Genomic DNA, 21612 nt, shown 5'->3' on the forward strand with positions numbered 1-21612 from the left:
ACAGTCGTACAGCAACAGCTAAGAAACACTAGTAACTTTTTATAACCAATACCGAGGAGGAGTTTGATGAAGAAAAAAGTTTTAGTTGTAGGCGGCGGACTTGGAGGATTATCAGCAGCTCTTCGTTTAGCAGCTGATGGACACGAGGTAACTGTACTCGAGAAAAATGAGCGTATTGGCGGTAAACTTAATCAGCGATCTGGTAAAGGGTACACGTTTGATACAGGGCCTTCGATCTTAACGATGCCTTGGGTGCTTGAACAGCTTTTTGAATCTGCTGGAAAGAACATCCACGACTACATAAACATCCAGCGCATCGAACCACAATGGAGAACTTTTTTTGAAGATGGCACCGTTATTGATGTGACGAGCGATCTGCCTCAGATGCTAAAAGAAATTGGCAAAGTAAACCCGCAAGATGCGGCCTCATTTTTCAAATATCTCGATTATTGCAGCCAGATGTACGAGCTAAGCATGAAGAGCTTTTATAAGAAAAGCTTATCCGGATTGAACGACCTGCGTGCTCTTCATAGTTTCAAAGAACTTCTCGCCATGGATCCCGTTAAATCTATGGATCAGGCAACGAAGAAGTTTATTAAAGACAAGCATCTGCAACAACTGTTTAATTTCTTCATCATGTATATCGGTTCCTCCCCATACCAAGCTCCAGCTGTTCTCTCACAGCTGATTCATGTTCAATTAGGCCTTGGCATTTATTATGTTGAAGGCGGCATGTATAAAATCGCCGAATCTATTAAGAGTGTTCTACAAGAACTCAACGTTGATGTTCGAACGAACCATAAAGTGGCTGGCATTCTAACGGAAGGCACGACGGCTAAAGGCGTGAAGCTTGAGAACGGAGATGAGCTTTATGCAGATATCGTTGTATCTAACTTAGAAGCTATTCCAGCTTATAAGACGCTTCTCTCCAACCACCCGCAGGCTAAAAAGGCGGCGGAAGATCTTAGCAAGTTTGAACCTACCGTTTCTGGATTAGTATTGCTGCTTGGTGTCGATAAAAAGTACGATGAGTTTGCTCATCATAACTTCTTCTTCTCCCAAAGTCAGGAGAGAGAATTCGATCAGATCTTTAACACTGGTATTCTAGCTGATGACCCTACAGTGTATGTAGGTATTTCTTCAAAATCTGACCCTAGCCAAGCTCCTGAAGGGAAAGATAACTGGTTCGTCCTTACACATGTTCCGCCTTTAAAAGAAGGAGAAACATGGGAAAGCAACCTTGAAAGCTACCGTGAACTCGTGCTGAACAAGCTCGAAAGAATGGGAGCGACTGATCTAAGACAGCATGTGGAGTGGGAATATACATTTACACCTGACACGTTAAAAGAGCTGTACGGACCGAATGGCGGTTCCATCTATGGCATTCGAACAGACCGGAAGATGAATGGTGGATTTAAGATTCCTAGCCGAAGCAATCAATTTACAAACCTATATTTTGTCGGAGGATCTACACACCCTGGCGGTGGTGTACCAATGGTAACGCTATCGGGTCAGCTGACAGCAGATTTAATTGGAGAAGATTTAAAAACAGTTTCAAAGGAGATCGGGTAATATTGCAAACAGCACATCATGGCACCTTAGATAAAGCACTCTTCCGGTTCTTTATCTTTTGGTACAGCGTAGGGTTAATACTTCTCGTTTTTGATATTCTCCCTCCATCTTTGGAGTGGGCAAACAGTGTGTTCTTGATATTATGCGGCATTTTAGGAGGCCTTTATTTTTATCGGACATATGGTGTTTTCGGTGCCATTTTCACGGTCATTGTTCTGATCGGAAGTATTGTAGCAGAAAGTATCGGGGTAAAAACGGGTGTAATTTTCGGCCACTATGATTATAGCGACAAACTGGGATTAAACTGGTTAAGTGTTCCGATAGCTATCGGCTTTGCGTGGGTGATGATATTAGCAGTCTCTCACGCACTCGCTGGTGGTATTGTAAAGCCGTTTCAGGCTCAAGAAGCAATACGGCTGCCACTCTATATCATAACGGGTGCGCTCATTGCGGTTGTGATGGACGGTATCATTGATCCAGTAGCTTATCTTGTGAAAGGATACTGGTTTTGGGATGGCTCCGGGGTTTATTATGGAATTCCTTTTCAAAACTTTGTTGGCTGGTTTCTTTTAGCTAGCTTGTTTCATGTCCTATTAGTGATTGGTTTGTATGCTGCAAAGAAAACCACAACAAGCACTCATCCATACTGGCATTCTCGCACTCTAGCTGTTTTCATCATGGTCATGAGCATGTTTATTTTGTTAGGATTCACATCACAACTTTATTTAGCATCTATCGGTGTGACGGTATTAAGTTTAGCCATATTGAGTTTGTATCGATTAAAAAATAAACCATTAGAGCTTCATAACAACACAGCATACAGTCCTGGAAAAAGGTGATATTCTTGATAGTCTTCTTTATTGCGCTTTCCTTAACCTTTTTGGCAGCAACAATCATAAATAGTTTCTTTTTACCCTCTCTAAAAAAGCCCTCACCAAGGGCTGATCATTCAGAGAGGGTTGCTGTTTTTGTACCGATGCGTAATGAAGAGGGAAATGTCGCCGGACTTGTCTCTACACTTAAAGGACTGACGTATCGTAACATTTCGTTTTCAATTTTAGATGATCACTCTGATGATGGAACATATAAGAAGCTTCTTGAGCAAATTGATGGTGACGAGCGTTTTACGGTTATACAAGGTAAGCCGCTCCCCTCTGGTTGGGCTGGAAAAGTTCATGCATGCCACCAGCTTAGTCAATCAGATTCAAGCGATTACCTGCTGTTTGTAGATGCAGATGTTCGGCTGCATCCCCAAACGATTCAAGCTTCACTCACATTATTAAAAAAACGCAAAGCCAGTCTGCTTTCAGGTTTTCCAAGATTCCCTGTTTCCTTGTTTTTCGAGAAACTTATTGTTCCACTGCAGCATTTCGTAATACTGTTTCATCTGCCTCTCTTTCTTGCAAATTTAATGAAGTGGCCTCCAGCAACAGCCGCACACGGAGCGTTTATGCTGTTTAAAAGTGAGGCATATCACGGTATAGGCGGTCATGCTGTGATAAAAAGTTCGCTCGTAGATGACGTAGACTTAGCAAAAGCAATGAAACGATCAAATTACCGTGTTGTGCTTGCAAACGTTACGGAGTACGTTTCTTGTTATATGTACCGCAGCAATAAAGAAGTATGGAACGGATTTACGAAGAATCTTTTTCCAGGGTTAGGGCGATCTATCTTACTCGTTATATTTTTATCTCTCTTTTATAGCGTCTTTTACATAGCACCACTACTGTTATCGATTTACGGCATCGTCACTCATCAACTGTTATGGGTCATGCCGTACCTGCTCACCGTAATGCAAAAGGCATATGTGGACTTATTGACGGGACAAAGACCATTCCTTTCCTTGCTCATGCCGTTATCAGCAATAGGATTGGTGGTTCTTATGAACGCCTCTATGTGGCGCGGGCTAAAAAAACAAGGCTACGAATGGAAGGGGCGTCTTTATCAATGAAAAAAATTGCAGTTATCGGAGGCGGTCTCGGCGGTTTGTCAGCCGCTATTTCACTTGCTTTGCAGAATTGCGAAGTTCATGTTTATGAAAAAAACGATCATTTTGGCGGAAAATTGATGCCTGTTACTTTAGGTACCCACACGTTTGACTTTGGACCTAACACAATCACGATGCCTCAAGTTTTTGACCAAGTATTTGTAGATGCTGGTGAAAATCCTAGAGACTATTTTGAATGGATACCATTAAAAACACATACTCGGAACATAAGCAGCAGCGGTGAAGTGTTTGATATGTCTACTGACCTCGATGAAGTGGTGAGTCAGCTTCATAAACTTGATTCATATGCTGCACAAAAATATCCTGATTACCTTGATGAGGTAACGCGTTTGTATCATTTAGCTGAAAAAGAATTTTTCCCAAGAACATTTACAAGTATGAAAGACTACCTGTCTCCTTCTCTTTTTCGCGCTTTTATGAAGGTAAGGCCGATGCAAAATATGGATAGCTTCCACAATGCGTATTTTAAGCACCCCCTGCTTCTCCAAACCTTTAACCGTTATGCGACCTATATTGGTTCGTCACCTTTCCATGCTCCTGCGACGTTTGCATTAATTGCATACCTAGAGATGATTCAAGGTGTATATTACGTTAAAGGAGGCAATGTAAAAATCGCTGAAAGTATGGCGCAATTAGCAGAAAAACGCGGTGTTCATCTGTATTCAGGTGTTGAGGTTAAAAAAATTCACGTGAAGAACAATCACGCTAAAACACTTATACTATCGAATGGTGATGAAGTTGAATTTGATGCCGTTGTAATGAACGGTGATCTATTAGAAGCGTATCCCAAGCTCGTAGAAGAGCACTATAGACCTTCTATGACGAATAAGAAAGTAGAGAGTTACTCTCCTTCAATCTCTGCCTTTGTGCTGTTAGCAGGTCTAAACAAAAGGCTGGATAAAATGCTTCACCATCAAGTGTATTTTTCAAAAGACTACAGACAAGAATTTGAGACTTTGTTTAATGGCAAGTATCCAGAAGATCCAACGATTTATATCTCAAATTCCTCCGTAACAGACCCCTCCGTTTCACCTGACGGGGACAATCTGTTTATTTTGGTTAACGCGCCACCCATTCGTAATAACCAACAAGAGAATAATCTTGAATATGAACGTTACAAAAACCTTGTATATGATCGCTTAGAATCGTTCGGTCTGAACATCAGACCACATATCGTTCAGGAAAGAATGATCACTCCGCATGATATTCAGTGTAAATTCGGAGCGTTTCGAGGGGCATTATACGGTATATCCGCTAATAAACGAAAAAACACATTTTTGCGCCCTTCTAACCGTTCTAAGGATATTAACAACTTGTTTTTTGCTGGGGGTACGACACATCCTGGCGGCGGCTCTCCGATGGTAATCATCAGCGGCCGCAATGTCGCCCGTGAAGTGCTAAAAGGGGTCTGACCCCACACAATTATCATAAATCCTCAAAAATGAGCAAACGCCCTCTGGCGTTTGCTCATTTTTCATTACTTCTTTCATACACTTTCCATTTTGTGGTACACTATTTTCTAAAACTATATTGGGGGATGGAACATGGAAGTTCGACTGTTAAAACCCGAAGACGCAGAAGCCTACTGGGAGCTTCGCCTAGAGGCACTGAAATTAAGCCCCGAAGCTTTCTCTTCAAGCTATGAAGAAGCATTGCAAAGAAAAGAACCAATAAAGCAAGTAGCAGAAAGATTACAAGAAGAGGGAAGCTACACATTTGGTATGTTTGTTAAAGGGAAACTCATCGGCAACGTTACCTTAGTTCAAGAAAAAGTGTTAAAGATGCAGCATAGAGGCAACATTTATGCCATGTATGTAAGTACCGAGAACCGTAAAGCAGGAGCAGGAAAGGCTCTCATGAAAGCTGCCATCGAGCATGCAAAAAGCATTCCTGTTATTGAAAAATTAAATCTAACCGTAGCAGCTGATAATGAAAAAGCAAAAAACCTCTATACCGCACTAGGTTTTAAAACATATGGATACGAAGAAAAAGCACTAAAAGTGGATGGTCAGTTTATAGACGAAGAACATATGGTGTTGTTTCTTTAGTATTGAATAATAAGTAGGCAGCTTTTGCTTTTCAGTGTTGTTTTTGAAAGTAGTTCATTTCCATTCTAGGTGCTCGCTTTCCGCGGGGCAGGCGGTGAGCCACATTTGTACGTTTCACTCTTAAGTGTCTCACCTGCCGCCTGTCCCGCAGGAGTCTCGCACCTTCCACTTCAATCAACAATCATAGAAGACAACATTTGAAAGCAATAGAAAAGAGCGCTTTAAAAAGTATAGATACACAGAAATAACAAAAAAGCTGAAAAACAGCTCCCCTGAACCTGTTTTCCAGCTCTTTTTATGTTGTGTTTCTTGTGTTTCCTATATCTGTTAACTGAAGAGTTTTTGCCCTTCTCTTCATTGACAAGTTGATTGGAGCGCAAGGTGCGAGACTCCTGGGGGATCAGCGGGACAGGTGAGACTCCTAACAGCGCAAAGCGCTAGGAGGCTCACCGCACGCCCCCCGGAAAGCGAGCATCCTGGAGCAGAAATCAACTCTTTCAAGAGCTTCCTAAAATAACAAAACTAAATAATCATTTCACAGCAATCTTCTTTAAAAGATCTCCTTTTTCCTCACTCGATACAAATGCTCTGCTGCTAAACACTTTATAATTTTGCTTGCGGACTTTGTTTAAAATCTCCCGATAATAAATGGCCGCCAGCTGAACAGGCATCCTTGCATCAATCGGATAATGCTCCAGTGTTTCGTTAAACTTCTCATAAAACACCTCCGCACGAAGCGCTATGCTTTCCCATGCAGCAATAAATCGATTATCGACCACTTCTTTTTTCAAGTCATCTTCTGTATAGCCATGTTCATCCATTACGCTTAAAGGCAAATACAATCGGCCGCGATCTAAGTCTTCTCTAACATCACGCAGTACATTTGTAAACTGCATCCCAATCCCAAGAGAAATAGCACCTTCCCGAAGGACATCTTTATGTTCAGGAGCAAGAATTGGCAGCAGCATCAAGCCAACCGTGCTAGCCACATGGTAAGAGTAGTATTCCAACTCTTCTATGGTTTCATAATGCGTCTTGTATAGATCCATTTCTTGTCCTTTGATCATATCCAGAAACGCTTGTTCATCCATCTCGAACTGCTGAAAAACATGCTGCAGTGCGATCCACATTGGTTTGGATGCAGGAATTTCCCCTTTTAGGAACTGCTGAAACTGTACTTTGAAAATAGCAAGCTCTTCTAGGGGCCGCTCACCTTCATCTACAATATCATCTACAGTTCTGCAAAATGAGTAAACGGCCCAAACGGCACGTCTCTTCTCTTCAGGCAAAAATGAAAATGCTTTATAGAATGTTTTAGAATGAATTTTAATGACTTCTTCACAATAAGAATAAGATTCCTGAACCGTTACCAATTGTTTCACGCCCTTTCAAGATATTTTGCGAGATGTTTTGCACTCTGCATTACGATTGGTACACCTCCACCAGGATGTATGGATGCACCAACTGCATACAAATTTTCATATGGCAGAGGTTTAATCTGAGGCCGAAACACACCAGATTGTTTTAACGTTGGAGCAATACCGAAGCTGCCTCCTTGGTATAACCCATCTGTGAGTGCGTCATTTGGTGTTCGAATCTCTTTCCAAACAATAGCTTCCTTTAACCCTGGATATCCTCTGCCTTCCAATCGCTTCAATATAAAATCAGCGTAAGCTTGCTTTTCAGACTCCCAATCCACTGTATCTCCTGATGGAACAGGAACAAGCACGTAAAGTACACTTTTTCCTTCTGGAGCAAGAGAAGGATCTATCTTAGAAGGATAAAACGTATAGATTGCGGGATCTCGCGGCAGATTTTTACGCACAAAGACTTCTTGCATATGTTCGTCAAAGAAATCAGTCATAAAGAACTGATGAACATCTGCTTCGTCATATGTCTGATCAAGCCCTAGGTACAACAGAAAGCATCCGGAAGAAGATTCGAAGGTTTTTTTAATTGGCTTAGGACCTGGAATGAGATTATGAATTCCTGGAAAGTCACCATTGTAAATAACCATATCGTGCAATTGAGTGCCTTCCTTTGTGACCACACCGTTACATGCATTTCCTTTTAAAGATAAGGATTTCACAGGAGTATTCACTTTAATATGCACACCTTGTTCATCAAGTCTTTTTTGTAATAAATCTACGATACTTGCATATCCGCCTTTTACATACCAGATGCCATGAGCATGCTCGCTGAACGGCACGAGCGAGTACATAGCAGGGGAATTTTCAGGTGATCCGCCAATATACAGTGTCTGAAACGAAAAAGCCTCCTGCATTCTAGGGTGGTTAAAATAAGCTTCTGCTAGTTTTTTAACGGATTGATAGGCTTTCAGTTTTGTAAGTGTATGCAGATTTTTAGGTGTCCAAAAATCCCTCTTGTTCACAAAGGAACGGTCCAAGAATGCTGTTTTTCCTTGATGGAATCGTTCATACATATCCGTTACATATTTCAAAAAACCTTGTTCTTCACCAGGATACATTCTAGTAATTTCATTCAACTGTCCAGGAAGATCACTTCTTTTATAAAAGTGAGATCCATCTGGATAGTTCAACTTGTACATAGGGTTGCAAGGAATTAATTCTAATTCTTCACGCCCAATGCCAATCTCACCTAAGATTTCATAAATCATCTCAGGCAGCAGAACGATGGTTGGTCCACTATCAATTCTGTATCCCTCTTTTTTAAAAAAGTTCAGCCTGCCCCCTAGGCTAGAGCTTTTCTCATAGATCGTAACTTCCTTACCTTGCTTTTTTAAGTAGAGTGCCGTAATTAAGCCGCCTATCCCTCCGCCAACTATCCCAGCATTCATACTGATTTAACCTCCATAGCACTATGTTTTTCTGTCATCATTCTTGTCGTAATCCGAGCCGATTCCATAATGGTAGGCAAACCGCTGCCGGGGTGTGTTCCTCCACCTACGAGCCACAGCCCTTCTACCTCTTTTTGTTTATTGTGCGGTCGCAAGTACATCATTTGAGTTAATTGATGCCCAAGGTTAAACGTTGCTCCCTTATAAACTTGAAGCTGCGTTTCCCAATCAAGCGGAGTGAACAAATGCTCTGTTTCAATATGCTTCTCCAAATCTTTAAACTCTGTTCGTTCCTGAAGCTGCTGAAGAACCAGTTTTCTAAACTTATGCTTGTGCTGTTCCCAGTCAATCATACTGAAGTTATTAGGAACTGGTGCTAAGATGTATAGAGCCGACTTCCCTTCAGGAGCAAGCGTTGGATCTGTAACAGAAGGATTATGAATATAAATGGATGGGTCTTGAGATAAGATTTTTTTCTTCGTAATCTCTTCGACGTTTTTTCTATAGTCTTCTGAAAAAACAATAGTATGATGAGGCAGATCGTATTTTTTATTCACGCCAACATACAGCATAAACGCCGAGCAAGAATAGCTCTTCTTCATTAATTTGTCGCTCGTATACTTCTTCGTAGAACCTTTAGGCATCAACTTTTCCATGGCGTGTGCAAAGTCTGCATTAACGATCACTTCATCGGCATACACCGTTTCACCTGAATCCAGCTGAAGCCCCTTAACTTTCCCTTTTTCAATAGCCAGCTCTTTCACTCCACATGACGTAATGACTTTTCCGCCATACTCTTTGATGACGTTTGCCATTGCTTCTGTGATCTTATTAACACCGCCGACAGGATGATATACCCCATATGCGTGTTCCATATAAGATAAAATCGTAAACGCACCAGGACATTCCCACGGTGACATACCTAAATATTTCGCCTGAAACGTGAAAGCAAGACGCAGTCTTTCGTCTGAGAAATAAGTGGAGAGCTGATCATGCAGAGAATCCGTAATCGTTAGCTTTGGTAATGCTTTTATAAATTTAAGCTGCAGATAATCCAAAAGCGAATCATGCTTGTTTTGCAAAATAGGCATTAACGCTTCAAATTTTTCTTTTTCTTTCTTCATGAAACATCTGTAACCTTCGCCATTACCCGGAAAAGCTTCTTCAATGTTTTGATACATAACCGATTGATCTGTCGTAGCATCTATTACGGCATCTTTAAATTTAAGCTGATACATAGGCTCAAGCTTTTTTAATTCTATATAATCTTCTAATCGCCGGCCGGCTAGGTGAAACATTTCCTCCAAGATGTGAGGCATGTTCAGAAAAGTAGGACCTCGATCAAACGTATAACCATCTTTATGTAAAGCAGAAGTACGTCCTCCGATAAACGGTTGCTTCTCGTATACTGTTACTTGATAACCTTTGCTGGCTAAAAGCATCCCTGCCGTCAACCCACCAGGTCCCGCACCAATTACAGCTACAGATTTCATGTTTACATACCTTCCTTCTAACTTTACAAAATATATACATAGCATTATACAAAAATTATACGATGAGTGTTCAACGATTGGCAAATTTAAAAGATATAAAAAACACACTCAAAAACAAGTTCTCTTGATGTGTGCGAATTCACATATGGTATGTAAGTAGTTTCGACGAAAAAGATGGAAAACCTTCTCAAATATTTAAATGAAATAAACTTTAAACATAAAACATAAAACTCGACAAATTAAAAAAAACCTGCAGATTCTGCAGGCTTTTCGAATATTATTCTTTTGAATGTCTTTCTTTATGATTAAGATAGTCTTCTTCTTCATTTTTCGGCTTTTTCTTTCTAGCTTTTCGAACGATCAGTATAACAATAATGACTACTAATAATAAGCTGACATTTAAGAAGCCGCCTAAAAACCGAAAAAGATCAGACATAAAGTTATCCATGCTGCTTCACCTCTTCTCAGCATTTTCCCCTTTATAACCAATTTTAAACCGGCTGTTCATCAAACATCATTTTTAAAGGTATGGTTACACTTACTTTTGTTCCCTTGCCCAGCTTGCTCGTATAATCCACTCTTCCCCCCATAGACTCAATGATGCGAGCAGACACCATGGTGCCTAATCCAGTGCCTTTTTCTTTTGTTGAAAAAAACAGAGAACCTACACGCGAAAGCTGTTCCTTTGTCATTCCTTTCCCCGTATCCCTTATGATCATCTTTACATGTTCTCCATCTTCAATGAGCTTAATCGAAACTCGCCCTTCTTTTGGAGTTGCTTCAACAGCATTTTTCAAAATATTGATCAGCGCTTGTTTTAATTGATTACGATCCGTGGTAATAACAGCATCTGATTCTATGGTATGAGTCAGCGATATCCCTTCTTTTAGAGCATAAGGATTTAATAGAATACTTAATTCCATAACAAGAAGCGGAAGAGAAAACGATTCAATCTTCTTAAATTCTGGTTTAGCAAAATTCAAATAATCACTTATAATGTTCTCCGCTCTTCCCAGCTCACTTAAAATGAGGGGATAATAATTCTTATGCCGTTCGTCCTCACCTTCCATTAACTGTAGAAAGCCTTTGACAACCGTTAAAGGATTTCGAACTTCATGAGCGATTGAGGCTGCAAGTTCACCGAGCGTGTGCTGCTTTTCAGAGCGCCTGATCTCATCTTTCATCAGATTACGCTCAATCACAGCTTCATTTAAAATAGCGGTAAGAACAACAGTTATTATTTGTATCATGCCAAAAACGGTTATGTATAAAAGCAATTTTTGATTAAGTTCGACGAACCCTTTATTAAAGTAAAGGTAAATCAAGAGGATGATAAGCTGAACAAAAGCTGGCCAAGACCCTATGATAATAGAGAGAGAGATTCTTTTTTTCGGTGGGGATTTCCAAAAATAATTATACATTAAGTATGGGACCGCACATGAAAGCACTGCCGTTATGTAAGCTAAAAAGAGTGTTTCCCCGCCCATCGATGTTCTTGTTATCATAAGCGCAGTGATCGTGATTATCCCAGAGATCGGACCACCGTAAAAGAAAGCCAAAACGACTGGAACATAACGCAAATCCCAGTATAGCGATGCATCATAATAAGCAAAGTACATACTAAGAGATGCCGATGCTCCGTATAAGAAACCTAAAAAGTATGGGGATTTTCCAATTTTTCGATTTTCGATCATTAAGCTATAGATTAATACTGGTACAAGTACAATTAATACATGTAAAAGCAGCTTTTCTACAATCATCGTCTACTCCCCAGTTCAAATGGCTTGTCTAAAGAATACGACAAAAAAAGGGTGATTCCTCCAAGAATCTCCCTTTTTTTATGACTAAAGCATTGTTTTTATAAGACTTAAGTAGTAATTATCGACAGCGTTAAGCATCTTGCTTCAGCTGGCTATGATACAAAGAATAATAGAACTTTTTATTATTCAACAATTCTTCATGAGTTCCTTTTTCAAATATGCCCCCGTCCTGGAGAACAAGAATCTGATCGGCTTGCTGTATCGTGTTCAATCTGTGTGCAATAACAAAACTCGTTCTCCCCTGCATCAAGCGCTGCAAGGCTTCTTGTATTTTCATCTCTGTAATCGTATCTATAGAGCTTGTTGCTTCATCTAAAATAAGAAGAGAAGGATCTGCTAAAATGGCTCGTGCAATTGATAAGAGCTGTTTTTGGCCTTGACTGATGCCGCTTCCCTCTTGGTTCAATACCGTTTTGTAGCTCTTTGGCAGTTTTGTAATAAACGAATGAGCATTAGCCAGTTTAGCAGCTGCAATAACTTCCTCGTCTGTAGCATTTAATCTTCCGTACCGTATATTTTCAATTATCGTTCCTTCAAACAAAAAGGAATCTTGCAGTACAAATCCCATATGACTTCGAAGTGAGCTGCGTTTTACTTTCTTTATATCGTTCCCATCGATCAGGATCTGACCAGAATCTGCATCATAAAACCGTGAAAGCAGGTTCACAATAGTCGTCTTACCCGCACCAGTCGGACCAACTAGGGCAACTGTTTCTCCTTCTTTTACAGAAAAACTCAATCCGCTTACCGTGTTCTCATCTTTTTCATAGGAAAAAGCAACGTCAATAAAATCTACTTTTCCTTTTACAGAAGACAGCTCAATAGCACCTGTCTCATCCATTTCTTCTTGTGATTCATCTAGAATCTCAAAAACCCTTTCTGCCCCTGCAACAGCTGACAAAAGCGTATTAAACTGGTTCGCCAGATCATTAAGAGGCCGTGTGAACTGTCTCGAATACTCAACAAATATGACGATTACACCGATGGATACTTTTCCATTCAGAGCAAGAACTCCCCCGATCCCCGCGATTAAAGCAAAGCTTCCATTGTTTAGAACGTTCATCAATTTAGGAATAAAACCCGAGAACGTCTGAGCCCAATACCCCGACTCTTTCAAGCGTTCATTTTTTACCATAAATTCTTCAATGACTCTCTTTTCCTGTGAAAAAGATTTTACAATGCGCTGTCCAGAAGTGATTTCTTCAATATAACCGTTGATCTCACCCAAATTTCTTTGCTGTTCTTTAAACCTTGCACCTGTTCTTTTTGTAATCCACTTTAATCCAAAGAACATCAAGGGGACGATTGATAGGGAGATGAGCGTTAGAATAGGACTTAAATAAATCATTACACCAACAGTTCCAATCAGCGTGAGGATGCTGGAGAACACTTGAATGAAGGAACTATTTAATGTTGAACTGACATTTTCAATATCGTTTGTAATCCGGCTCATCAATTCACCGTGCTGCCGTTTATCGAAAAATGAAATCGAGAGCCGATGAAATTGATTAAATAAATCATTTCTCATTTTTAATACGGTATCCTGTGCAATTCCAATCATCCAATAGTTTTGCAGCCAGATGGAAAGAGATTGGCCGACAAAGACAAAAACAAGGCCGATCAGCAATTTATTTAATCCGTCCATATTCTCTTTTACAATATAAGAATCAATGGCCATTCCGATTAAAAAAGGTCCGAGCAAGCTTAATGCAGAGCTTATGATCACCATAAGCAGCACCAAACTTAACAGCCATTTCTGACTAGAAAAATAGCTTCCAATACGCCTTATTGTACTTGCCCAGTTTTTCGGTTTTACTTTCTCTCCAAATAAATGATTATGTGGATGAGGTCTGTTTGAACCCTTTGACATGCTGAAAGTCCTCCTCCCCAAACTGAGATTGCACGATTCTGACATACAGCTGTGATGTTTTAAGGAGTTCTTCATGTGTTCCCCAGGCCTCTACGGCACCATCATCTAAAAGCAGAATATGATCGGCTTCCATTGCTGTACTTATTTTTTGCGTAATAATAAACGTTGTACATGAATAGGTTCTTAACGCTTTTAACAGCTTTGCTTCTGTCTTAAGATCCAGTGCACTTGTACTATCATCCAGCATTAAAATTTTCGGTTTGCGGACTAACGCTCTGGCAATGGACAATCTTTGTTTTTGCCCGCCAGAAAGGTTAACACCCCGTTGTCCTACTCTTGTATCATATTGATTTGGCAGTTTTTCTACTGTCTCATGAATTTGAGCATCTTTAGCTGCGATAATAATTTCATTTTGACTTGCTCCTTCTTTTCCCCAGCCGATGTTTTCAGAAATTGAACCTGTAAATAGCACTGCTTCCTGTGGAACAACACCAATTCCTTTTCGGAGTGTCTCAATCGGATAATCCTTTACATTATTACCGTCAACCAGCACTTCACCAGCTGTAACATCATAAAGTCTAGGCACCAGCTGAAAAAGCGAGGTTTTTCCAGAACCCGTTGAACCAAGGATCGCTAACGTCTCTCCTGGCTTTACTGAAAAAGATAAATTTTGCAAAACAGGTACATCACTTTCCGGATAGCAAAAAGAAACATTCTTAAATTCCACTGCTCCTTGTTTCAATGATAGTGACTGGTCAGTATCTGCGGCTTCGATCAGATCCACTTCCGTATCTAGTACCTCCCCAATACGTTGAGCTGACGCTTTTGCACGAGAAAAAGCCATAATAATAAAAGAAATGATCGTCAGAACGGATGAAATTCTGAAAGAGTAGTTTACGATCGCAACAACTTCCCCTACCTCAATCGTGCCAAAGTTCACCTGTCGGCTACCAAACCAAAGGATGAACAAAATCCCAATATTCATAACGAACAACAAGACTGGAATTGAAACTTCTATTAATCTAAGAGATGAAACGGTACGTACTTTTAAATCGTCGCTCGCCTGTTCAAAGCGGTCTTTTTCAAAGTCTCTTCTCAAAAAAGCCTTAATTAACCGCATTCCCATTAAGTTTTCACGCATAACACGATTCACGCCATCCAGTTTATCTTGCACATCCCGAAACATGCTGCCGGCAGTTCCAAGAACCCATTTTAGAAAAAACAATAGAAACGGCAATGCCACTACTAACACCATAGCCAGCTTCCAATTGACGATAAGAGACATGATCACTCCACCTGCTAATAAAAGCGGTGCTCTCAGCATGATCCGCAAACTCATAAATACGGTATTCTGAAGCTGTGTCACATCATTCGTCATCCTAGTGATTAAAGATGAAGCAGGAAATTTATTAAAATTCACAAACGAAAAAGACTGCACCTTTTCAAACACGAGCCGCCTTATATCAAAACCGTAGTTTTGACTGACATGAGCTGAGAAAAACGAGTTCGCAATTCCTGCTGCAAAAGCAACTAATGCAAGACCAAACATCATTGTTCCCCAAAACTTAACTACACTCAAATCGCTTTTTAAAATACCGTCATCAATGATCTTTGCCATTATTAATGGCTGCAGTAATTCAACTCCTAGTTCCATTAGAGTCAAAAAAAGAGCTGCTCCGATCGCGAACCGGTACGTTTTTAAATAAGAAAACACTCTCCACATAAGTTAGCCCCCGAACGTCACCGATGTTTAACAAACTTAACAATCTACTACTATTTTATCCTTTTTTATGAAAATAATTAACTATTTCGACTTCTCTTGATCATTAATGAAGATGAGTGTTGTTGATTTCCGTTCCAGGATGCTCGCTTTCCGCGGGGCGTGCGGTGAGCCACTTGCCGCTTTGCGCCCTTAAGTGTCTCACCTGCCGAGTCAAGAAAGTATTCTTGCTCCTGCGTCTACAAGTAATGCTACCGTAGTAAGCTTCCTCGTCGCATACCTAGCGAGAAGTCTTTCAGGTGGTAGGTACGCACCTTGCACTCCAATCAACTTGTCAAAGGAGAGAATTGAACAAAATGCCTCTAGCAACAATCTTTAGAAAAGAGACTTTGCAAACGAAAACCCGCTAGTATGCTAGCGGGTTTTCTCGGTCACATCTTCTTCTCCATTCACTTCAATGTCAGCTTCTTTCGGCCACGTTTTCACATGGTCCGTTTCCAGAATTCCCATTGTAACGTCACCGATATCAGGGTCTTCTAGCAGCGTATCTCTTACACGGAATTTTATATCATCAGCATCAGCCAGCGTAAATCCTTCTTTTAGCTCGATGTAGCTCTCAACATGATATCTTCGCCCTTCTTGCAGAATACGCAGTTCCTTAATATCTACAACGTCCTTATCTGAAAGAATCGTCTCTGCAATTCGATCTTCCACCACTTTTGGTGCAGCGACACCGATTAACCCTCGAGTGTTTTCGATGCCAAGTTTAAACGCTACAACTACAAGCAATATACCAATTAACAGTGTTCCGATTCCGTCCAGAATATAAGCACCCGTTAAGTCTGCAAGTACGATTGAAATCAGAGCAAGCAATGCACCTGATGTGGCAATTAAATCTTCGTAAAATACTAAGCGGGTTGGCGGTGCAGCCAGGGCAACATTTTTAAAGGATTCTTTTACGATTCCTAACCCTGTCGCATCACTTCGTGTTTCATGTACGATTTCCTTCATTGCTTTTATTAAAATAAATCCGTCTACCAAGATGGCTAATACCATGATTCCAATATTTAATAATAGATTTGTAGAAGGATGCGGATCTTGTATGAGCTTCCACCCTTTTAATATCGTTTCGTAAGCCATGATTGAAACGACGATCACAGCAACCAGTACGAAAAGATTAACAACACGGCCGAAGCCTGACGGAAATTTCTTGGTCGGTTCTTTTTCAGAAAGAGCACTTCCGAAAAAGACGAATCCCTGGTTTAAGGCATCTGCAGCTGAATGCAGTGTTGTCGCAAACATGGCACCACTTCCACTAACTGCGGCAGCAATTCCTTTAGCGATAGCGAGTACGGTGTTTCCTAATGCGGCAATTCCAGACGACTTATTTCCTTTTTTAAGTAGATTGATCAAAGGTCTGCCTCCACTCCTGTTATGTCTTTTCTATAAGAATTCCTGTAATGAAGGTAATTTAAACCCATAAAGAAAACAGGCTGTAAAAAACAGCCTGTTTTAACGTCATTTATGATACTTTTTCTTTTGAATGGCTAGCAGGTTCTTTATATCCGCCTTCCCAATACTCAGCATTCTTTATGCCAAGTTTTGTAGAATCGAAGACCGGATCGAGTCCAGCTTTTCTCTGCTCTTCGTAATCTTTTAATACACGAAGTGCTGGCTTTGCCAAAATTAAGATGGCGATCAAGTTCAGCCAAACCATGATACCAAGACCTAGATCTCCTAGTGCCCAAGCAAGGTCTGCCGTCTTTACAGCTCCATAATACGTTGTTCCCAACAGTACAATCTTCAGCAAGAACATCGGAATTCTGTTATTCCGGCCTCGCATGAGGTAAGCAATATTCGTTTCTGCAATATAGTAGTAAGCCATAATTGTTGTAAACGCAAAGAAAAATAGTGATACAGCAACAAAGCCAGAACCGAAACCAGGTAGTACAGATTCAATCGCTTCTTGTGTAAATGCAGTACCTGCTTCAACGTTAGGAATATTCTCAACAATAAACGTTTTATCTGCTTCATTTTGAACATTGTACATACCTGTAAAAAGAATCATGAATGCCGTAGCTGTACATACAAGCCATGTATCAATATATACAGAAAATGCTTGAACTAAACCTTGTTTCGCAGGGTGTGACACCTCTGCAGCTGCAGCTGGATGAGGACCAGTACCTTGTCCTGCTTCGTTGGAATAAATACCGCGCTTAACTCCCCACATAATAGCTGAACCAACAATTCCGCCAAATGCAGAATCAAATGAGAATGCACTTCTGAAAATAAGAGAAAGCACCTCTGGAACCTGCGGAATATGAAAAGCAACGATAATTAACGATACTAATACATAGCCGATTGCCATGAATGGAACTACGTATTGTGCAACATTTGCAATACGTTTAACACCACCAAAAATAATAGCCGCTAAAATGATAACTAAGAAAATACCCGTCACAGATGGATTGATGTTAAAAGCATTATCAAGCCCTGCAGCAATGGAGTTTGACTGAATTCCAGGCATTAGTAATGCCATAGCAGCTAATGCTGAAATGGCGAAAATGATACCGTACCACTTCCAGCCGATTCCTTTTTCAATATAGTAAGCAGGTCCACCACGATACTCTCCATCCTGCTTTACTTTATATACTTGAGCAAGTGCTGATTCAACAAATGCACTGGACGCACCAATAAATGCAATCATCCACATCCAGAATACTGCACCAGGTCCACCAAAGCCAATCGCTGTTGCTGTTCCCGCAATGTTACCTGTTCCTACACGGCCAGAAAGCGCGATCGCTAAAGCCTGGAAAGAGGAAACACCAGCTTTCGAACTTTTACCTTCCATCATAAGTTTGATCATTTCTTTAAAGTGCCGCACTTGCAAAAATCTAGTTAAAATTGAAAATAATAGCCCTACACCTAAACAAAAATAAATCATCGGCTGACTCCAAAGAATCGCGACTGCATCTCCTACAAACGTTTCAAAGTTGCTCAAAAACTTTACCCCCTTGTATTTGACTGAAAATTTTATCTATTTTTAATTATAAAATAAATCATATATGATTACAAATTGTGACAATATATGAACAATTTTATTATCTTATTATGACGTTAGCCTTGGTAAGAAAACAAGATAAAATTCTTTCCAGTATGGACATTTGTATCTTTAGTCGTGTACAAGTTACTAGTTGAATCCCAGAATCCAACAAATTAATAGTAGAATGTAAGCAGTAAAGTGAAAGGGTCTTATAATTCATGCGTTTCGATGTAAATCCATCTAATTTCAGCACGAAAATTACCGTTTTTGTTCCTTAAATTAAAGAGTTGTATGCGCAAGAACCAAAATAGGTGTAGCTAAGGCTCTCAGAACGGGTTCCCCTTATACCCTGGCTGGTATAATTATAACTAATTCAAGAAATATTTGATTTAATTCTAGAAATATCAGACATAATCCGGCGAGATTTAACTATAATCCAGCGAGTTTTGTCCATATATCGGCGAGTTGATAAATTTCGACAAAATCCAACTATCCCAATCCCAGCCAAATCTAATTAACTTACGCAAAAGCCTTATCATATTTCACAGACAAACTCTTTGCTTTTTAGCAGGCAACAAAAAAACCATCCGGTTATCAGATGGTTTAGCCTATCAACATTCATTACACGTTTACTGTGATTTGTTTACAATCGTCTTCAGCTTTGATTTTCGTATGATCTGATTAATAACCTCCGAAAAAACGAGTCCTATGGCAATAGAGCCTGATATCATAAAAGCCTTTGCTGCTAAATTAATGGCTAAGTTATAATCATTCTGCACAAAGTTTCGCATCGCATTATAGGCTATACCCCCTGGAACAAGTGGTATTATTCCTGCTACGCTATAAATGATGACAGGTGTTTTATATTTTTTTGCAAAATATTGTGAAGCTATGGCTATTGAAAACGCCGCAATAACGGTTGCTAATACCATGTCCACCCCATTTGATTCTAAGAGAAAATAAAAGATCCAACCAATCATACCAACTAGTCCGCAATGAAATAGTGAGCGTTTAGGCCCGTTAAAAATAATAACAAAAGCCGCCGACGCGATAAAACTTGTAATAATTTGTTCAACAATCGTCATCGAAAACGCTCCTCCTTAAAAAAATGAAAACATAACTGCGATTCCTGCTCCAATTGCAAAAGCTGTTAAAAACGCATCTGCGCCTTTAGCCAGTCCCGAGATCAGGTGTCCAGCCATCAAATCACGAACAGCATTTGTTATGAGCAATCCAGGGACAAGCGGCATTACTGAACCTATAATGATTTTATCAAGTTCTTCGCCAATTCCTGTTGAGACAAACAAGTGTGCCTGCAGGCCAATTAATAGTGAAGCAGAAAACTCTGAGAAAAATTTAATAGGAACGAGCTGATGAAAATACAAAAGAGATAAGAAACCTAATCCCCCTGTAATAAAAGCAGGGACAAAGTCTCCCCAATCCCCCTGAAACATGATTAAGAAACACCCTGAAGAAATGGCTGCAGCTAACACATGAATCCAGAGTGAATAAGGAGATCCTGATTCACTAATTTTCTTAAGTTCTTTGTACGCTTCTTCGATTGTGTATTCCCCAGCACTTATTTTTCGCGATATTCCGTTAACCTGGGCTACTTTCTCTAAGTCTGTTGTACGTTCCACAATTCGAATAAGCTTTGTTTTTGTAGGCTCTGAACCTTCGACTGAAAAAAGTATACCTGTTGGTGTTACATAAGGATGCGATTGATAAGCACCAAAAGAAGCCGCAATGCGCATCATTGTATCTTCTACACGATATGTCTCCGCTCCACTTTGCAGCATAATCTTGCCCGCTAATAGACAAACGGCCATTATGTCATAAGTTTCTTGGTTCTCCATTTCCATTAAGCATACTCTCCAATTAATTACTTACCATCATTCTATCCAAAAACGGATAGTTAATATTTTTACAGTTTAACTGATTGTATCTATTTTCGGCAATGGAGTTGAACAAGTTTACAGATGTTACTACAATTGAGCTATGGATTAGTCACCATAAACCTCAAATAAGTAACTGAATGGATCCTTTTTTTCTGTCCTCAATTTTTTAGATCCGCTTTTTTCATGCAAAGAAACGGGAAACGAAGAAAAAATGACTATAGAGAGGCACATAACGATCAGACTTATAATTCCTGAAAAAATCAACATACTTTTCCCTCCTTATCTTCTTACGCAAAGCGTATGGTATGAAACGCGTTTCAAAGCAAGAAAAACTTTTTCAGAAGCAGGTGAACGCATGGCTAATATAAGAGATATTGCTAAAATGGCTGGAGTTTCCGTTACCACCGTGTCCCGTGTGATCAACAACCAGCCATATGTTAGTGCTGAAAAAGTCTCGGCTGTTAAAGAAGCAATGAAGAAATACAACTATCATCGAAACATCAATGCCGTTCATTTAAGTACAGGGAAAACATTTTTAGTCGGAGTAGTTGTTCCTTTTTCAAACCACCCATACTTTGGACTTTTAATAGAGGGAATAGCAAACGCAGCTTTGGCTCACAACTACAAACTCGTTTTGATTCAGACTAACTATGAAAAAAATAAAGAGATAGAAGCCTTAAAGATGCTAGAAGATAAACTAATTGATGCACTAGTCATCTGTTCAAGAATTTGTGAGTGGAAAGTCATTGAGGAGTATTCAGAATATGGCCCCATTATTTTATGTGAAGATTCAAGGAATAAAAATGTTTCTTCCACATTTGTTGATCATTATAAAAGCTTCAATATAGCCCTTGATTACCTGTACGGGAAAGGGCATAAAAAGATTGGTTACACGATAGGACGTCAATCAGGAACGAACAGCAGCCAAAGAGATGCTGCGTATAAAGGTTTTTTAGCAAAACACGAATTACTTTATGAACCTAGTTTTGTTTTTTCAGGCAGTTTTAACGTTGAAGATGGATATAAGATTGTAGAAGAGTTATTACAGATGAAGTACCGTCCCACTGCCTTACTTGTTACAAGTGACCAAGTAGCTGCAGGAATCTTAGCAAGCTGCAGAGATCAAAACATACTGGTTCCACAAGAGCTTGCCATTATGAGCTTTGACAACCAGCCCATTTCAAAAGTGATGCACATCACAACATTAGAAGTCCCTCTTACACTTGTAGGAGAGAAGCTCTTTAATCAAGCATTAAACGGCGATGAAGTTTCACATGAGGAAATACAGGTGCGTTTGATTGAAAGAAAGACAGTCTAATAAA

18 protein-coding genes are annotated in these 21612 nt (G+C 39.9%); 6 read left to right on the forward strand and 12 right to left on the reverse strand.

All coding sequences use genetic code 11. The features are described 5' to 3' along the window. The first annotated feature begins 66 nt into the window (after window positions 1–66). The 5 genes from QUF49_RS18750 to QUF49_RS18770 all read left to right on the forward strand — a co-directional run bounded on the left by QUF49_RS18750 (window position 67) and on the right by QUF49_RS18770 (window position 5628). The gene (locus tag QUF49_RS18750) at window positions 67–1572 is read left to right on the forward strand and encodes a phytoene desaturase family protein (RefSeq protein WP_289497203.1); all 1506 of its coding nucleotides are present in this window, start codon (window positions 67–69) and stop codon (window positions 1570–1572) included. Window positions 1573–1574: 2 nt separating this feature from the next. Further along, window positions 1575–2411 carry a carotenoid biosynthesis protein gene (locus tag QUF49_RS18755; protein ID WP_289497204.1) on the forward strand — a complete coding sequence of 279 codons (837 nt, stop codon included), beginning with the start codon at window positions 1575–1577 and terminating at the stop codon, window positions 2409–2411. Then, complete coding sequence (locus tag QUF49_RS18760; protein ID WP_353958322.1) at window positions 2408–3523, forward strand: glycosyltransferase; 1116 nt, start codon at window positions 2408–2410, stop codon at window positions 3521–3523. Before QUF49_RS18755 ends, QUF49_RS18760 begins: the two co-directional genes overlap by 4 nt. Then, window positions 3520–4992 (forward strand): phytoene desaturase family protein, encoded by a 1473-nt coding sequence (locus tag QUF49_RS18765; RefSeq protein ID WP_289497205.1) that lies wholly within the window; start codon window positions 3520–3522, stop codon window positions 4990–4992. The genes QUF49_RS18760 and QUF49_RS18765 overlap by 4 nt, the downstream gene beginning before the upstream one ends. A gap of 132 nt (window positions 4993–5124) precedes the next feature. Continuing rightward, window positions 5125–5628 carry a GNAT family N-acetyltransferase gene (locus QUF49_RS18770; RefSeq protein WP_289497206.1) on the forward strand — a complete coding sequence of 168 codons (504 nt, stop codon included), beginning with the start codon at window positions 5125–5127 and terminating at the stop codon, window positions 5626–5628. A 31-nt stretch (window positions 5629–5659) separates the two neighbouring features. Here the strand turns inward: QUF49_RS18770 and QUF49_RS18775 are convergent, their stop codons facing one another. The 12 genes from QUF49_RS18775 to QUF49_RS18830 form a co-directional block, all read right to left on the reverse strand. Further along, on the reverse strand, window positions 5660–5806 hold the full coding sequence (locus QUF49_RS18775) for a hypothetical protein (protein ID WP_289497207.1): 147 nt from the start codon (window positions 5804–5806) through the stop codon (window positions 5660–5662). Between the two features lie 352 nt (window positions 5807–6158). Continuing rightward, window positions 6159–7001, reverse strand: coding sequence for a phytoene/squalene synthase family protein (locus QUF49_RS18780; RefSeq protein ID WP_289497704.1), 843 nt, complete (start codon window positions 6999–7001; stop codon window positions 6159–6161). Window positions 7002–7006: 5 nt separating this feature from the next. After that, window positions 7007–8446, reverse strand: coding sequence for a phytoene desaturase family protein (locus QUF49_RS18785; protein WP_289497208.1), 1440 nt, complete (start codon window positions 8444–8446; stop codon window positions 7007–7009). Beyond that, window positions 8443–9939 (reverse strand): phytoene desaturase family protein, encoded by a 1497-nt coding sequence (locus QUF49_RS18790; RefSeq protein WP_289497209.1) that lies wholly within the window; start codon window positions 9937–9939, stop codon window positions 8443–8445. Before QUF49_RS18790 ends, QUF49_RS18785 begins: the two co-directional genes overlap by 4 nt. A gap of 277 nt (window positions 9940–10216) precedes the next feature. Then, a complete protein-coding gene (locus tag QUF49_RS18795) occupies window positions 10217–10387 on the reverse strand; it encodes a hypothetical protein (RefSeq protein ID WP_289497210.1) in 171 nt (56 codons plus the stop codon). Between the two features lie 43 nt (window positions 10388–10430). Beyond that, complete coding sequence (locus QUF49_RS18800; protein ID WP_289497211.1) at window positions 10431–11699, reverse strand: ATP-binding protein; 1269 nt, start codon at window positions 11697–11699, stop codon at window positions 10431–10433. 130 nt (window positions 11700–11829) lie between these two features. After that, window positions 11830–13629, reverse strand: a complete 1800-nt coding sequence (locus tag QUF49_RS18805) for an ABC transporter ATP-binding protein (RefSeq protein ID WP_289497212.1) — start codon at window positions 13627–13629, stop codon at window positions 11830–11832. Continuing rightward, on the reverse strand, window positions 13595–15352 hold the full coding sequence (locus QUF49_RS18810) for an ABC transporter ATP-binding protein (RefSeq protein ID WP_289497213.1): 1758 nt from the start codon (window positions 15350–15352) through the stop codon (window positions 13595–13597). The genes QUF49_RS18805 and QUF49_RS18810 overlap by 35 nt, the downstream gene beginning before the upstream one ends. 411 nt (window positions 15353–15763) lie before the next feature. Next, window positions 15764–16762: a cation diffusion facilitator family transporter gene (locus QUF49_RS18815; RefSeq protein ID WP_289497215.1), complete on the reverse strand. Its 999-nt coding sequence runs from the start codon at window positions 16760–16762 to the stop codon at window positions 15764–15766. 109 nt (window positions 16763–16871) lie between these two features. After that, complete coding sequence (locus QUF49_RS18820) at window positions 16872–18350, reverse strand: alanine/glycine:cation symporter family protein (RefSeq protein WP_425590481.1); 1479 nt, start codon at window positions 18348–18350, stop codon at window positions 16872–16874. A gap of 671 nt (window positions 18351–19021) precedes the next feature. Beyond that, a complete protein-coding gene (locus QUF49_RS18825; RefSeq protein ID WP_289497216.1) occupies window positions 19022–19477 on the reverse strand; it encodes a threonine/serine exporter family protein in 456 nt (151 codons plus the stop codon). Between the two features lie 15 nt (window positions 19478–19492). Further along, window positions 19493–20254, reverse strand: a complete 762-nt coding sequence (locus QUF49_RS18830; protein WP_289497217.1) for a threonine/serine exporter family protein — start codon at window positions 20252–20254, stop codon at window positions 19493–19495. Between the two features lie 391 nt (window positions 20255–20645). Between QUF49_RS18830 and QUF49_RS18835 the strand changes: the two genes are divergently transcribed. After that, on the forward strand, window positions 20646–21608 hold the full coding sequence (locus tag QUF49_RS18835) for a LacI family DNA-binding transcriptional regulator (RefSeq protein WP_289497218.1): 963 nt from the start codon (window positions 20646–20648) through the stop codon (window positions 21606–21608). The last annotated feature ends 4 nt before the right edge of the window (window positions 21609–21612 follow it).

The organism is Fictibacillus sp. b24, from assembly GCF_030348825.1.
Taxonomy (GTDB): domain Bacteria; phylum Bacillota; class Bacilli; order Bacillales; family Fictibacillaceae; genus Fictibacillus.